A 14,200-nucleotide genomic window follows, 5' to 3' on the forward strand; every position below is an offset into this window, starting at 1 on the left:
TCACATGTTCGGATAGTTCGGCCCGCCGCCGCCTTCCGGCGTGACCCACACGATGTTCTGCGTCGGATCCTTGATGTCGCAGGTCTTGCAGTGCACGCAGTTCTGCGCGTTGATCTGCAGCCGCTCTTGGCCGTCGTCGGATTTGACGAACTCGTACACGGCCGCCGGACAATAGCGGCTCTCCGGACCGGCGTAGGTGCGCAGGTTGACGTTGACCGGCACGCTCGGGTCCTTCAGCGTCAGATGCGCCGGCTGGTTCTCCTCGTGATTCGTGTTCGAGATGAACACCGACGAGAGACGATCGAACGTGAGCTTGCCGTCCGGTTTCGGATAGACGATCGGCTTGCACTGCGACGCGGGCTTCAGCATCTCGTGGTCCCAGTGCTGATGATGCAGCGTCCACGGCACGTTGCCGCCCATCACCTTTTGCTCCAGACCGACCATGAAGGTGCCGAGGTAGAGGCCCTTGCTCATCCACTGCTTGAAGTTGCGCGCGCGATAAAGCTCGGTCTTGAGCCACGAACTGTCGAACGCCTCGGGGTAGGCCGCCAGTTCGTCGTTCTGACGGCCCGCCTGCACCGCGTCGAAGGCGGCTTCGGCGGCCATCTTGCCGGACTTGATCGCCGCATGGCTGCCCTTGATGCGCGACGCGTTCAGGAAACCGGCATCGTCGCCGGCGAGCGCGCCGCCGGGGAACGCGAGTTTCGGCAACGACATCAGACCGCCCGCCGTGATCGCGCGCGCGCCATAGGAAATGCGCTTGCCGCCTTCGAGGAACGGGCGAATCGACGGATGCGTCTTGTAGCGCTGAAACTCCTCGAACGGCGACAGATACGGATTCGAATACCCGAGCCCGACGACGAAGCCGACCACCACCTGGTTGTTGTCCATGTGGTAGAGGAACGAGCCGCCGTAGGTGTCGGGGTCGAGCGGCCAGCCCGCGGTGTGGATCACGAGCCCGGGTTTGTGCTTGACCGGATCGATCTCCCACAACTCCTTGATGCCGATGCCGTACACCTGCGGATCGGCGTTCTGGTTGAGCTTGAATTTATCGATCAGTTGACGGCCGAGATGCCCGCGCGCGCCTTCGCAGAAAAGCGTGTATTTGGCGTGCAACTCCATGCCGAGCTGAAAGTTTTCGGTCGGCTCGCCATTCTTGCCGACGCCCATGTTGCCGGTAACGACGCCTTTCACCGCGCCGTCGTCGCCATAAAGCACTTCGGCGGCCGGAAAGCCCGGAAAAATTTCGACGCCGAGCGCCTCGGCCTGTTGTCCGAGCCAGCGCGTGACGTTCGCGAGGCTGATGACGTAGTTGCCGTGATTCTTGAAGTTGTCGGGGAGGAGCCAGTTCGGCACCTGCTTCGCGTCGTTCTGCGACAGGAACAGGAAGCGGTCCTCGGTCACTTCGACATCGAGCGGCGCGCCTTTTTCTTTCCAGTCGGGAATCAGTTCCGACAGGCCGCGCGGGTCCATCACCGCGCCGGACAAAATATGCGCGCCGATCTCGGAGCCTTTCTCCAGCACGCACACGCCCACTTCGACGCCGTTTTCCTGCGCCAGTTGCTTCAACCGGATGGCCGCCGACAACCCGGCCGGTCCGCCGCCGACGATGACGACGTCGTATTCCATCGATTCGCGGGGACCGTATTGCTCGATGAGGCTCGCCGGGGTCATCAATGCTCCTATGTACCGTTAGAATGCCCTTTCGGGATCGCGTATTGTCAGGGAACGTCAGGCGGGCTGCAACCGACGTTGGCTAATTTAGCACGATCGTACTAATATAGTCGGCGTCCGCGCCAGCCGTTCAGCCGGGAACCGCGCGAGGCGAGTCCGGTGCGCCATCCGAGGCTGAATCAACCACAGAATAAGGAAGCACAATGGGCCGTTCGATCAACCTGGAAGGGAAAGTCGCGCTGATCACCGGCGCGTCCAGTGGACTTGGCAAGCGTTTTGCGCAAGTGCTGTCGCAAGCGGGCGCCAAAGTCGTGCTCGCGAGCCGCCGCACGGAGCGTCTGAAGGAACTGCGCGCGGAAATCGAGTCGTCGGGGGGCGCGGCGCACGTGGTCGCGCTCGACGTGACCGACTACCAGAGCGTGAAATCCGCGGTGGCGCACGCCGAGACGGAAGCCGGCACCATCGACATCCTCGTCAATAATTCGGGCGTTTCGACCATGCAGAAGCTGACGGACGTCACGCCCGCCGACTTCGAATTCGTGTTCGGCACGAACGTGCGCGGCGCGTTCTTCGTCGCGCAGGAAGTCGCGAAACGCATGATCATGCGCGGCAGCGGCGCGGCGAAGCCCGCGTATCGCATCATCAACATTGCGTCGGTGGCGGGTTTGCGCGTGTTCCCGCAGATCGGCCTCTATTCGATGAGCAAAGCCGCCGTCGTGCAAATGACCAAGGCGATGGCGCTCGAATGGGGCCGTCATGGCATCAATGTGAACGCCATCTGCCCGGGTTATATCGACACCGAGATCAATCACCATCACTGGAAAACCGAGCCGGGCCAGAAGCTCATTTCGATGCTGCCGCGCCGCCGCGTCGGCTCGCCCGACGATCTCGACGGCCTGCTGCTGCTCCTCGCCGCCGACGAATCGCAGTTCATGAACGGCTCGGTGATCTCGGCGGACGACGGCTTTTCCCTTTGACCCAAGACCTTCATTGCACGAGCAGACGTACCACATGACCACCGAGAGCGATTTTCATACCGTCTTCGAACTGTCCATGCCGATCCGCTGGGGCGACATGGATGCCTTCGGCCACGTCAACAACACCGTGTATTTCCGCTTCATGGAGCAGGTGCGGATTTCCTGGTTCGAGCGAATCGGCATTGCGGGCGGCAACGGCGAGGGGCAGGGTCCGGTGATCGTGAATGCGTCGATGGAGTTTCTCAAGCAGCTTCACTATCCCGGCGACGTCATTGGCCGGATGTCCGTCGCGAGGCCGGGGCGCAGCAGCTTCGACACGCGCTTCGAGCTGTTCCGCGCCGATGCGCCCGGCGTGCTGTACGCGCGCGGCGCGGCCAAGATCGTGTGGATCGACTATGCGGCGGCCAAGTCGGTGCCGATTCCCGATATGCTGCGGCAGACCATCGAGACGGGCGCGCCCGTCGCACTGTAAGCGGGCACGTCAGGTGCCGAGCAGGCGTTGCAGCAACTCGGTGGCGTTGCCCGTGTCGTACTTTCGCATGAGCCTCGCGCGGTAGATGTCGACGGTGCGCGGGCTGATGTCGAGCACGCGGCCGATCTGCTTGCTCGTCTTGCCGGTCACGAGCTGCGCGGCGATTTCGCGCTCGCGCGGCGTCAGTTCGATCGCCACGCGCCGTGTCGCGCTCAGGTCCTCGAAGGTCCAGACGCCCGCCGCGTGGGGCGTCGCGCGGTCGAGCGCGCGGCCGGTCACGTGACACCAGAACAGTTCGCCGTTGCCGCGCTTCATGATGCGGTCGTCGCTGTAGGTGCCTTCGCGGCTGATATGCGCGGCGATGCGCTCGCCGATGCGCGCGAACTCGTCCGGCGACGGATACAGCACCTCGAACGACTTGCCGATGAGCGCCTCGCGGGCAAAGCCGAAGATCGCGCAGAGCTGCTCGTTGCAGTCCTCGATAATGCGCTCGCGCGAAAGCACGAGCCCGACAGGCGCGAGATGAAACGCAGTTTGATAATCCAGTGCACGCATGAGCGATCGGGCGCCCGGGCGCTGGTGTTTGGCGTCTGATGCTTGGCGGCTGATGCCGCCGGGAACCAAACATGCGCGGGCAATGACTTATGTATTTTTGCGTATTGTGCCGGATCGCCCGCGCAGCGTACTCTTTTGGCACGCCAAAAGCCCGCCCGACGTCCGCAGGACAGCGCCGCGGCGGCTCCAAAGAGCCAGTTCTCAGTTACGAGTTCGGTTGATAAATCACATGGAAGGGACACATAGATGAACAAGGTCTATCCCAGCGCGAAAGCGGCGCTCGAGGACATCGTCAAGGACGGGCAGACGTTCGCCGTCGGCGGTTTCGGGCTGTGCGGCATTCCCGAGGCGCTTATCGCCGCGCTGCGCGACACGGGCGTGAAGGACATCACCTGCATCAGCAACAACGCGGGCGTCGATGGCTTCGGCCTCGGTCTGCTGCTCGAAACGCGCCAGATCAAGAAAATGATCTCGTCGTACGTCGGCGAGAACAAGGAGTTCGAACGGCAATATCTCGCCGGCGAACTGGAGCTCGAATTCACGCCGCAAGGCACGCTCGCCGAAAAGCTGCGCGCGGGCGGCGCGGGCATCCCGGCGTTCTTCACCAATACCGGCTTCGGCACGGTGATCGCCGACGGCAAGGAAACCCGCCAGTTCGGCGAGAACCATTACGTGCTCGAACATTCGCTGACCGCGGACGTCGGTATCGTGAAGGCGTGGAAGGCGGACAAGTCCGGCAATCTGATCTATCGCCGCACCGCGCGCAATTTCAACCCGATGTGCGCGATGGCCGGCAAGATCACCGTCGCCGAAGTGGAAGAGATCGTCGAAGTGGGCGAGCTCGATCCGGACCATATCCACACGCCCGGCATCTTCGTGCAGCGCCTCGTGCTGAATGCGAACCCCGAAAAGCGTATCGAACAACGCATCGTCCGCGCGAAAGGAGAGTAATCATGGCTTGGACTCGTGACCAGATGGCCGCGCGCGCGGCGCAGGAACTGCAGGACGGCTTCTATGTGAACCTCGGCATCGGCTTGCCGACGCTCGTCGCCAATCATGTGCCGGACGGCATGGAAGTGTGGCTGCAGTCGGAAAACGGCTTGCTCGGCATCGGCCCGTCGCCGTATGAAGACGAAGTGGACGCCGATCTCATCAACGCCGGCAAGCAGACCGTGACCACATTGCCGGGCTCGTCGATCTTTTCGTCGGCGGATTCGTTCGCGATGATCCGCGGCGGCCACATCAACCTGGCGATCCTGGGCGCCATGCAGATCAGCAAGACGGGCGACCTCGCCAACTGGATGATCCCCGGCAAGATGATCAAGGGCATGGGCGGCGCGATGGATCTGGTCGCCGGCGTGAAGAAGGTCGTCGTGCTGATGGAGCATGTGGCCAAGGGCGACCAGCACAAGATTCTCGACGCGTGCACGCTGCCGTTGACGGGCGTGGGCGTCGTGGATCGCATCATCACGGACCTCGGCGTGATCGACGTCACCGACAAGGGGCTCAAGCTCGTCGAGCTGGCGGACGGCGTGACGGCCGAGGAAATCCAGCAGAAGACGGGCGCGCCGCTCGATGTCAGCGGCGTGAAGTGACGCGGGATTAACAAGCGATCAACGCGAGCGCCGCTGCGGCGCAGACGTGAAGCAGGGCGGGCGAGGCTTTGAGGCGTCGCCCGCTTTGTTTTTTGCGCGCATGGCCGCACTTGCGTCGCGCGGAGTGGGATCGGCCGTTCGGCCAACGCCTGCTCGATCCGGCGCGAGGCGCTTTACAATCGATCGGACACTTGCCACAGGGAACCTCCCATGACCGCACCCATCGTCGTCGAAGCAGTCCAGTCAGACCTGAGCGACCCGCGCCAGCGCTTCGTGCAATGCGCGAGCCCCGCGGGCCTGCATCGCATGGCCTACACGGAATGGGGCGATCCGGCGAACCCGCGCGTGTTGCTTTGCGTGCATGGCCTGACCCGCTCGGGCCGCGACTTCGACAAGCTCGCGCGGGCGTTCGCGCATGACTATCGCGTCGTGTGTCCGGACGTGGTCGGGCGCGGTCTCTCTGACTGGCTCGCCGATTCGCGCTACTACGGCGTGCCGCAATACGTCGCCGACATGGTCACGCTGATTGCGCGTCTGAACGTGGAGACGGTGGACTGGTTCGGCACGTCGATGGGCGGGCTCATCGGCATGGCGCTCGCCGGCCTGCCCAACACGCCGATTCGCAAGATACTGCTCAACGATGTCGGGCCGCACATCGAACCGATCGCGCTCCAGCGTATCGGCGAATATCTCGGCAAGCCCGCGCGCTTCGCTTCGCTCGACGAAGGCGTGCGTCATGCGGCGGCGCTCGCGGCATCGTTCGGGCCGTTGACGCACGAAGAGTGGACGGACATCAACGCGCCGCTTCTGCATGAACGTGACGGCGCGTGGGGCTTTCGCTACGACCCGGGCATCGCAACGCCTTTCACGGCGGCGACCGACGAGCAGAACGCCGCCGGCGAGGCGTTCCTGTGGCATTCGCTGGCGTCGATCAGAACGCCGGTGCTGGTCGTGCGCGGCGAGACGTCCGACTTGCTGAGCCGCGAGACGGTCGCGCAAATGGTCGAAAAAGGTCAGGCGGTGACGAGCGCCGAAATTGCGGGCGTGGGCCACGCGCCGGCGTTTCTCGCGGACGATCAAATCGCCGTCGCCCGGGAGTTCTTTCTCGAAAATCGAGGCAGCGGGGCATAATATCGGGTTGAGCAACCGATGTTTTCGTCGGTTTTTTCATGGTTACTGATCAGGAACACACAATGGCAGTCATTCGTCATCACGTCGGCCCGCGCTTGTCCGAGACCGCGATTCACAACGGCACGGTATATCTCGCCGGCCAGATCGCCGAGGACACCGACCAGGACATCACCGGCCAGACGCGCGAAGTGCTCGGCCACATCGACCGCTTGCTCGAGGAAGCGAACAGCGACAAGGCGCACCTGCTGACGGTGCAGATCTATATCTCCGACATGGTGCATTTCGCCGGCATGAACGCCGTGTGGGATTCGTGGGTCGCGCAAGGCAACACGCCGCCCCGCGCCACGGTCGAGTCGAAGCTCGCGAATCCGGCTTGTCTGGTCGAAATCGTGGTGATCGCAGCCCAGCGCAGCTGATGCATCGTTGAGTTCAGTGTCGACCGTAGTCGCATCATCCGCATGACCGAGACCGTCGTTCCCGCCGAAACGCTGCCCGAGCCGTCCATCGACGACGCGCTCGCGTTCGTGCGCGAGCACGCGAAGGACGCACGGCTCTCGAACGGCGAACTGCTGGCCGATCACGCCAGCGGCACTGCGCGCATCATGCTGACGTTGAACGTCGATTCGTACGCGGTCGCCGCGGCGGCGCTCTTCGCGCTGGCGCCGCATCTGGACGATCCTGACAAGGTGATCGCCGAGCGCTTCGGTCCCGAAGTGCAGCGGCTCGTCGGCGACGTGCGCAAGCTGTTGCGGCTGGGTTCGGTCAGCTCGCGCGCGACGCTGCTGGAGTTCCCTGACACGCGCGATGCGCAGGCCGCACGCCGTGCGCAGGTGGAATCGTTGCGCAAGATGCTGCTCGCGTTCGCGCAGGACATCCGCGTGGTGCTCATCCGGCTTGCGTCGCGGGTTCAGACGCTGCGCTATCACGCCGCGCACAAGCTCGATCCGTCGCCGGACGTGCCGCGCGAGACGCTCGAAATTTACGCGCCGCTCGCGAACCGTCTCGGCATCTGGCAATTGAAGTGGGAACTGGAAGATCTGTCGTTCCGCTTCGAAGACCCCGTCACGTACAAGCGCATCGCCAAGCTGCTGGACGAGAAACGCGTCGAGCGCGAAACCTATGTGAGAGAGGCGATCGCGCGCCTGCAGACGGAGCTCGACACCGCGCACATCAAGGCGGAAGTGAGCGGTCGGCCGAAGCACATCTACAGCATCTGGAAGAAGATGCGTGGCAAGCATCTCGACTTCGCCGAGCTGAACGACGTGCGCGCGTTTCGCGTGATTGTGGGCGATATCAAGGACTGCTACACCGTGCTCGGCATCGTGCACAACCTGTGGCAGCCGGTGCCGCGCGAATTCGACGACTACATTTCACGCCCCAAGCCCAACGGCTACAAGTCGCTGCATACGGTCGTGATCGGCGACGACGGGCGCGCGTTCGAAGTGCAAATTCGCACGTGGGAGATGCATCAGTTCGCCGAATACGGCGTCGCGGCCCACTGGCGCTACAAGGAAGCGGGCGTGCGCGGCTACGCGGGACAAGTGACCGCGAGCGAGAAATACGACGAGAAAATTGCGTGGCTGCGCCAGCTTCTCGCATGGAAGGACGATGTCGAAGGCGAGGGGCCGGGCTGGCAGCAACTGCGCGACGCCACGCTCGACGACGACCATATCTACGTGCTCACGCCACAGGCGCGCGTGATTGCGTTGCCGCAAGGCGCGACCGCGGTCGATTTCGCGTATCACCTGCACAGCGAGCTTGGGCATCGTTGCCGCGGCGCGCGCGTCGACGGCGCAATGGTGCCGCTCAACACGCCGCTGCAGAACGGCCAGACGGTCGAGATCGTCGCGGTGAAGGAGGGCGGGCCGTCGCGCGACTGGCTCAATCCGCAACTCGGCTATCTGCACAGCGCGCGGGCGCGGCAGAAGGTGCGCTCGTGGTTCCTCGCCGCCGACGCCGCCGAGAATATCGCGGCAGGCCGGGCGCTCGTCGAAAAGACCTTGCAGCGCGAGGGCAAGACCTCGGTCAGCCTGGAACAACTTGCGGTGAAGCTCGGCTTCAAGACGCCGGAGGATCTTTACGCGGTCGTCGCGAAGGAAGAGTTCAGTCTGCGCAATATCGAGCAGGCGCTCTCCGATACGCCGCCGCCGGAGCCCGAACCGGAGGCGCCCGAGCAGTTCGAGAAGCGCAGCAGCGGGCAGAGCGTCGCGCATGGTGCGTCGACGGGCGTGCTCGTGGTCGGCGTGGACGCGCTGCTCACGCAACTCGCGCGCTGCTGCCGCCCCGCGCCGCCCGATGCAATTGCCGGATTCGTCACGCGGGGCAAAGGCATGTCGATTCACCGCACCGATTGCGCGACGTTCAAGCGCATGGCTCAGCGCGCGCCCGAGCGTGTACTGCACACGACCTGGTCCGCGGAGGTGATGAACGGACGGGGGTCGTCGGTGTATCCGGTGGATCTTTCGGTCGAATCGGCGGACCGGCAGGGTCTGCTGCGCGATATCTCCGAAGTTTTCGCGCGCGAGAAGATCAACGTCGTCGGCGTGAAGAGCCAGAGCCGCAGGAACATCGCGTATATGCAGTTCACCGTGGAAGTATCGAATGCCGCGCAAATTCAGCGCGCGTGCACGCTGCTCGGTGAAGTGCCGGGCGTGATCCGCGCATCGCGGCGTACCTGACTTCATCGAGTTCCCGTCTAACGCGTTGATGGCGAAGCGTATTTCCCGCGAAGTTGATTGGATCAACGAATAAATTTGCGTTTTCCGCAGACAAACACTTGCCAAGTTTCGAAACGCTCCATATAATCTCACTTCTTTCAGGCTCGTAGCTCAGCTGGTTAGAGCACCACCTTGACATGGTGGGGGTCGTTGGTTCGAGTCCAATCGAGCCTACCAACGAAAACGAAATTCAGTGGGTCTAGATTCGCTGAATTTCAACCGCAACAAGCGCTTTGCGCAAAAGGCACGGAAGGCATACATAATGGCCCGTCGAACGTTGACCGAAACAACTTCGGAGCGACGCTAGTCGAGGACCCAATTCGCCTTCTGCCAAATTGTTTCGCGGTATGTGTGAAAAGTGAATGCGGCCCCTCGATAGCGGGGCCGCATTTTTTTTGTCCCTTCGGTTTTTCGGAAACGGAAACAGCGGGGCAATGCTTAATCGAATTCGCCCGGCGTGCGCCGGCGTCCTGGAGAACGAAATGGTATCGGTACGTTTGCCTGATGGGTCGGTCCGTCAATACGACCACCCGGTGACCGTCGCGGAAGTCGCGGCATCGATCGGCGCGGGCCTCGCCAAGGCGGCGCTCGCCGGCAAGCTCAACGGCGAACTGGTCGATACCTCGTTCGTGATCGATCGTGATTCGTCGCTTGCCATCGTCACTGACAAGGACCCGGAAGGCGTCGATGTCGTGCGCCACTCGACCGCGCACTTGCTGGCCTACGCGGTGAAGGATCTGTTTCCCGAAGCACAGGTGACCATCGGACCGGTGATCGATAACGGCTTCTACTACGATTTCTCGTACAGCCGCCCCTTCACCCCCGAAGATCTCGAGAAGATCGAGAAGCGCATGCAGGAGCTCGCCAAGAAAGACGAGCCGGTGTCGCGCCGCGTGGTGTCGCGCGACGAGGCGGTCGAGTATTTCAAGAGCATCGGCGAGAACTACAAGGCCGAAATCATCGCGTCGATTCCGGAAAGCGACGAAATCAGGCTCTATGGTCACGGCAATTTCGTCGACCTGTGCCGCGGTCCGCACGTGCCGTCTACCGGCAAGCTGAAGGTCTTCAAGCTGATGAAGGTCGCGGGCGCGTACTGGCGCGGCGACTCGAAGAACGAACAACTGCAGCGCATCTACGGCACCGCCTGGACCAAGAAGGAAGACCAGGACGCGTACCTGCACATGCTCGAGGAAGCTGAGAAGCGCGACCACCGCAAGCTCGGCAAGCAACTCGACCTGTTCCATTTGCAGGACGAAGCGCCGGGCATGGTGTTCTGGCATCCGAAGGGCTGGTCGCTGTGGCAGCAGGTCGAGCAGTACATGCGCCGTCGCGTGAACGAGGCCGGCTATCTCGAGATCAAGACCCCGATGGTCATGGATCGCTCGCTCTGGGAAGCGTCGGGCCACTGGCAGAATTATCGTGAAAATATGTTCACGACCGAGTCGGAAAAGCGCGACTACGCCATCAAGCCGATGAACTGCCCGGGTCACGTGCAGGTGTTCAATCACGGCTTGCGCTCGTACCGCGATCTGCCGCTGCGCTATGCCGAATTCGGTTCGTGCCATCGCAACGAGCCGTCGGGTGCGCTGCACGGTCTGATGCGCGTGCGCGGCTTCGTCCAGGACGATGCTCACATTTTCTGCACCGAAGACCAGTTCATCGCGGAATCGATCGCGTTCAATACGCTCGCGATGAGCGTGTACAAGGATTTCGGCTTCGATCACATCGACATCAAGCTGTCGCTGCGTCCGGAGCAGCGCGCCGGTACCGACGAAACCTGGGATCGCGCGGAGCAGGGACTGCGCGAAGCGCTGACCGCCTGCGGGCTGCAGTGGGAAGAACTTGCGGGCGAAGGCGCGTTCTACGGTCCGAAGATCGAGTACCACATCAAGGACGCGCTCGGCCGGTCGTGGCAATGCGGTACGCTGCAGCTCGACATGGTGCTGCCGGAGCGGCTCGGCGCGGAGTATGTCGCGGAAGACAACAGCCGCCGCCGGCCGGTGATGCTTCACCGCGCCATCGTCGGCTCGATGGAGCGTTTTCTCGGCATTCTGATCGAGCACCATGCCGGTGCAATGCCGCCGTGGCTCGCGCCGATCCAGGCCGTTGTGCTCAATATTGCTGAAAGTCAGGCCGAATACGCGGCGAATTTGGCCCAATCGTTGCAAAAACAAGGGCTTAGAGTTGAGTGCGATTTGCGCAACGAGAAGATTAGCTATAAAATACGCGAGCACACGCTGCAAAAGGTGCCGTATTTGCTGGTCGTCGGCGACAAAGAGCGTGATGCACAAACCGTGGCCGTGCGTGCTCGTGGCGGTGTCGATCTCGGCGTGATGCCCGTCGACGCATTTCTGGAGCGTCTGCAGCAGGAAGTGCGGGCGTTCAAGTAAGTCACTCGCAGCGCGGCTTGTTTTTTCATTTTTAGAGGAAACGTAACATCGCTACTGATAAGTCGTCACATCGCATCAACGGTGAAATTACTGCACCGGAAGTGCGCTTGGTCGGAGTGGACAACGAGCCGCTCGGAATCGTGAAACTGGCCGAGGCGTTCCGCCTTTCTGAGCAGAACGACGTCGATCTGGTCGAAATCGCGCCGCAGGCGGTTCCGCCTGTCTGCCGTCTGATGGACTACGGCAAGTTCAAGTACTCGGAAGCGAAGAAGCAGCACGAGGCGAAGCTCAAGCAGAAGATCGTGCAGGTGAAGGAAGTCAAATTCCGCCCCGGCACGGATGACGGTGATTACAACGTCAAGCTGCGCAACCTCACGCGCTTCCTCGAAGACGGCGACAAGACGAAAATCACGTTGCGTTTCCGTGGTCGCGAAATGGCGCACCAGGAAATCGGCATGCGGATGCTCGAACGTCTGAAGACGGATCTGGACGAATACGGTCAGGTCGAGCAAATGCCGAAGATGGAAGGACGCCAGATGATCATGGTGCTCGCGCCCAAGAAGAAGGCTAAGTAAGCATAAGCGGTAATGCAGTGAACAAGGCAGTGGATCGCGCGCCGTCGCAAGGCGGCTGGCGCGGTACTGCCGGAAGTTTCGGGGTGGCGTCGCTCAGGCGGCGTCGCTCATGAAAGGCAGCGGTTCCTCGAGGACCGTTTGCACATAAGTGGAGCGTGGGTTTCGAAGGGCGGGCAAGGATCCGAAGTGTTATCAGAGGATCGGCCGCACACCCATGACCATCTAATAAACTGGAGTAGTTTCATGCCGAAGATGAAGACCAAGAAGAGCGCTGCGAAGCGCTTCGTGGTGCGTCCGGGCGGTACCGTCAAGCGCGGTCAAGCGTTCAAGCGCCACATTCTTACCAAGAAAACCACCAAGAACAAACGCCATCTGCGTGGCTCGACGGCAGTTCATGATTCCGATCTGAACTCCGTCCGCGCAATGCTGCCGTTCGCCTAACCTCAACTAACACTCCAAGGAGAGCAACATGCCTCGAGTAAAACGTGGGGTTACCGCACGGGCCCGTCACAAGAAGATCATTCGTCTGGCCAAGGGTTACCGCGGCCGTCGCAATAACGTCTATCGCATCGCCAAGCAGGCGGTCATGCGCGCAGGGCAGTACGCCTATCGCGATCGCCGCAACAAGAAGCGTGTGTTCCGCGCACTGTGGATCACGCGTATCAATGCAGCGGTGCGTCAGCACGACATGACCTACAGCGTGTTCATCAACGGCCTGAAGAAGGCTTCGATCGAACTCGACCGCAAGGTGCTGGCTGACATGGCTGTGTTCGACAAGGCTGCTTTTGCTGCGATCGTGAAGCAGGTGAAAGCCGCCGTTGCAGCCTAATTGCGAAATTAGTACTGCGTGGTTCGCCTCTTCGTCGCCGGGTTGTTGACGGCGGCGCAAAGGCAGAAAACGGGGCTCTCACCGAGCCCCGTTTTTGTTGGTCGGACGGTTTTGCACATCGCATGCGCGACACGAAGCGTGGATGAGCAAAACCGAACCTCAGTTTGAATTTCGACGTAGAGAAGATGGGATCAATGGATCTGGACCAGATTGTCGCCGACGCGAAAAGCGCCTTTGAACACGCCACCGATGCCACCACGCTCGAAAACGAGAAAGCGCGGTTCCTTGGCAAATCCGGCGCGCTGACCGAGTTGCTCAAGGGTTTGGGCAAGCTCGATCCGGACGCGAAGAAAACCGAAGGCGCGCGCATCAATCAGGCGAAGCAGCAAGTCGAAGCCGCGTTGAACGCACGCCGTCAGGCGCTCGCGGATGCGCTTCTGAACCAGCGCCTTGCCGCCGAAGCCATCGATGTCACCTTGCCTGGCCGCGGCGCGGGCGCGGGTACGCTGCATCCGGTGATGCACACGTGGGAGCGCGTCGAGCAGGTCTTCCGCACCATCGGCTTCGACGTCGCGGACGGTCCCGAAATCGAAACCGACTGGTACAACTTCACCGCGTTGAACAGCCCGGAGAACCATCCGGCGCGTTCGATGCAGGACACGTTCTATGTCGACGGCCACGACGCCGAAGGCCGTCCGCTGCTGCTTCGCACGCACACGAGCCCGATGCAGGTGCGCTACGCGCGCATGAACAAGCCGCCGATCAAGGTGATCGTGCCGGGCCGCACGTATCGCGTGGACAGCGACGCCACCCATTCGCCGATGTTCAATCAGGTCGAAGGCCTGTGGATCGAAGAGAACATCAGCTTCGCGGATCTGAAGGGCGTCTACACCGATTTTCTGAAGAAGTTTTTCGAGCGCGACGACATTCTCGTACGCTTCCGTCCGTCGTACTTTCCGTTCACGGAGCCGTCGGCCGAGATCGACATGATGTTCGAGCACGGCAAGAACGCGGGCAAATGGCTGGAAATCTCCGGCTCGGGTCAGGTGCATCCGACCGTCATTCGCAACATGGGTCTCGATCCGGAGCGCTATATCGGCTTTGCGTTCGGCAGCGGCCTCGAGCGCCTGACGATGTTGCGCTACGGCGTGCAGGACCTGCGTCTGTTCTTCGAGAACGATCTGCGTTTCCTGCGCCAGTTCGCCTGAAGCACGCAGCGCCGCGTCGTCCGGCTGGCAGCGAAGGCACCGGACGAGAGACTCCACACATTTCGAACGTAGACACA

The 14,200-nt window shown here is 62.0% G+C and carries 14 protein-coding genes and 1 tRNA gene; 13 read left to right on the forward strand and 2 right to left on the reverse strand.

Going from position 1 to position 14,200, the window contains the following annotated elements:
- Positions 1–1,674, reverse strand: a complete 1,674-nt coding sequence (locus BRPE64_RS05350) for an electron transfer flavoprotein-ubiquinone oxidoreductase (RefSeq protein ID WP_016345021.1) — start codon at positions 1,672–1,674, stop codon at positions 1–3.
- Positions 1,675–1,877: 203 nt separating this feature from the next.
- Here BRPE64_RS05350 and BRPE64_RS05355 point away from each other — a divergent pair, with 203 nt between their 5' ends.
- Both BRPE64_RS05355 and BRPE64_RS05360 read left to right on the forward strand, forming a co-directional pair.
- Positions 1,878–2,651, forward strand: coding sequence for an SDR family oxidoreductase (locus BRPE64_RS05355; RefSeq protein ID WP_016345022.1), 774 nt, complete (start codon positions 1,878–1,880; stop codon positions 2,649–2,651).
- A 34-nt stretch (positions 2,652–2,685) separates the two neighbouring features.
- Entirely contained in the window at positions 2,686–3,123 is a 438-nt protein-coding gene (locus BRPE64_RS05360; RefSeq protein ID WP_044041270.1) for an acyl-CoA thioesterase, read from the forward strand.
- A 9-nt stretch (positions 3,124–3,132) separates the two neighbouring features.
- On the opposite strand, the gene BRPE64_RS05365 is transcribed toward BRPE64_RS05360, so the two are convergent.
- Positions 3,133–3,678 (reverse strand): LuxR C-terminal-related transcriptional regulator, encoded by a 546-nt coding sequence (locus BRPE64_RS05365; RefSeq protein ID WP_016345024.1) that lies wholly within the window; start codon positions 3,676–3,678, stop codon positions 3,133–3,135.
- A gap of 246 nt (positions 3,679–3,924) precedes the next feature.
- Here BRPE64_RS05365 and BRPE64_RS05370 point away from each other — a divergent pair, with 246 nt between their 5' ends.
- The 11 genes from BRPE64_RS05370 (at position 3,925) to pheS (ending at position 14,123) form a co-directional block, all read left to right on the forward strand.
- Positions 3,925–4,629 (forward strand): CoA transferase subunit A, encoded by a 705-nt coding sequence (locus BRPE64_RS05370; protein WP_016345025.1) that lies wholly within the window; start codon positions 3,925–3,927, stop codon positions 4,627–4,629.
- A 2-nt stretch (positions 4,630–4,631) separates the two neighbouring features.
- Positions 4,632–5,273 carry a CoA transferase subunit B gene (locus BRPE64_RS05375; RefSeq protein WP_044041271.1) on the forward strand — a complete coding sequence of 214 codons (642 nt, stop codon included), beginning with the start codon at positions 4,632–4,634 and terminating at the stop codon, positions 5,271–5,273.
- Between the two features lie 210 nt (positions 5,274–5,483).
- On the forward strand, positions 5,484–6,404 hold the full coding sequence (locus tag BRPE64_RS05380; protein ID WP_016345027.1) for an alpha/beta fold hydrolase: 921 nt from the start codon (positions 5,484–5,486) through the stop codon (positions 6,402–6,404).
- 62 nt (positions 6,405–6,466) lie between these two features.
- Positions 6,467–6,820: a RidA family protein gene (locus BRPE64_RS05385; protein WP_016345028.1), complete on the forward strand. Its 354-nt coding sequence runs from the start codon at positions 6,467–6,469 to the stop codon at positions 6,818–6,820.
- A gap of 42 nt (positions 6,821–6,862) precedes the next feature.
- A complete protein-coding gene (locus BRPE64_RS05390; RefSeq protein ID WP_016345029.1) occupies positions 6,863–9,082 on the forward strand; it encodes a RelA/SpoT family protein in 2,220 nt (739 codons plus the stop codon).
- Between the two features lie 139 nt (positions 9,083–9,221).
- Positions 9,222–9,298: transfer RNA gene (locus tag BRPE64_RS05395), tRNA-Val, on the forward strand.
- 305 nt (positions 9,299–9,603) lie between these two features.
- The gene (gene thrS / locus BRPE64_RS05400; protein ID WP_044041272.1) at positions 9,604–11,511 is read left to right on the forward strand and encodes a threonine--tRNA ligase; all 1,908 of its coding nucleotides are present in this window, start codon (positions 9,604–9,606) and stop codon (positions 11,509–11,511) included.
- A gap of 47 nt (positions 11,512–11,558) precedes the next feature.
- On the forward strand, positions 11,559–12,086 hold the full coding sequence (gene infC, locus BRPE64_RS05405; protein WP_084675722.1) for a translation initiation factor IF-3: 528 nt from the start codon (positions 11,559–11,561) through the stop codon (positions 12,084–12,086).
- 243 nt (positions 12,087–12,329) lie between these two features.
- Positions 12,330–12,527, forward strand: coding sequence for a 50S ribosomal protein L35 (gene rpmI / locus BRPE64_RS05410; protein WP_006052501.1), 198 nt, complete (start codon positions 12,330–12,332; stop codon positions 12,525–12,527).
- Between the two features lie 28 nt (positions 12,528–12,555).
- The gene (gene rplT / locus BRPE64_RS05415; RefSeq protein ID WP_008350196.1) at positions 12,556–12,915 is read left to right on the forward strand and encodes a 50S ribosomal protein L20; all 360 of its coding nucleotides are present in this window, start codon (positions 12,556–12,558) and stop codon (positions 12,913–12,915) included.
- A gap of 194 nt (positions 12,916–13,109) precedes the next feature.
- On the forward strand, positions 13,110–14,123 hold the full coding sequence (gene pheS, locus BRPE64_RS05420) for a phenylalanine--tRNA ligase subunit alpha (protein ID WP_016345033.1): 1,014 nt from the start codon (positions 13,110–13,112) through the stop codon (positions 14,121–14,123).
- The last annotated feature ends 77 nt before the right edge of the window (positions 14,124–14,200 follow it).

This window comes from Caballeronia insecticola, from assembly GCF_000402035.1.
In the GTDB taxonomy this organism is placed as follows: domain Bacteria; phylum Pseudomonadota; class Gammaproteobacteria; order Burkholderiales; family Burkholderiaceae; genus Caballeronia; species Caballeronia insecticola.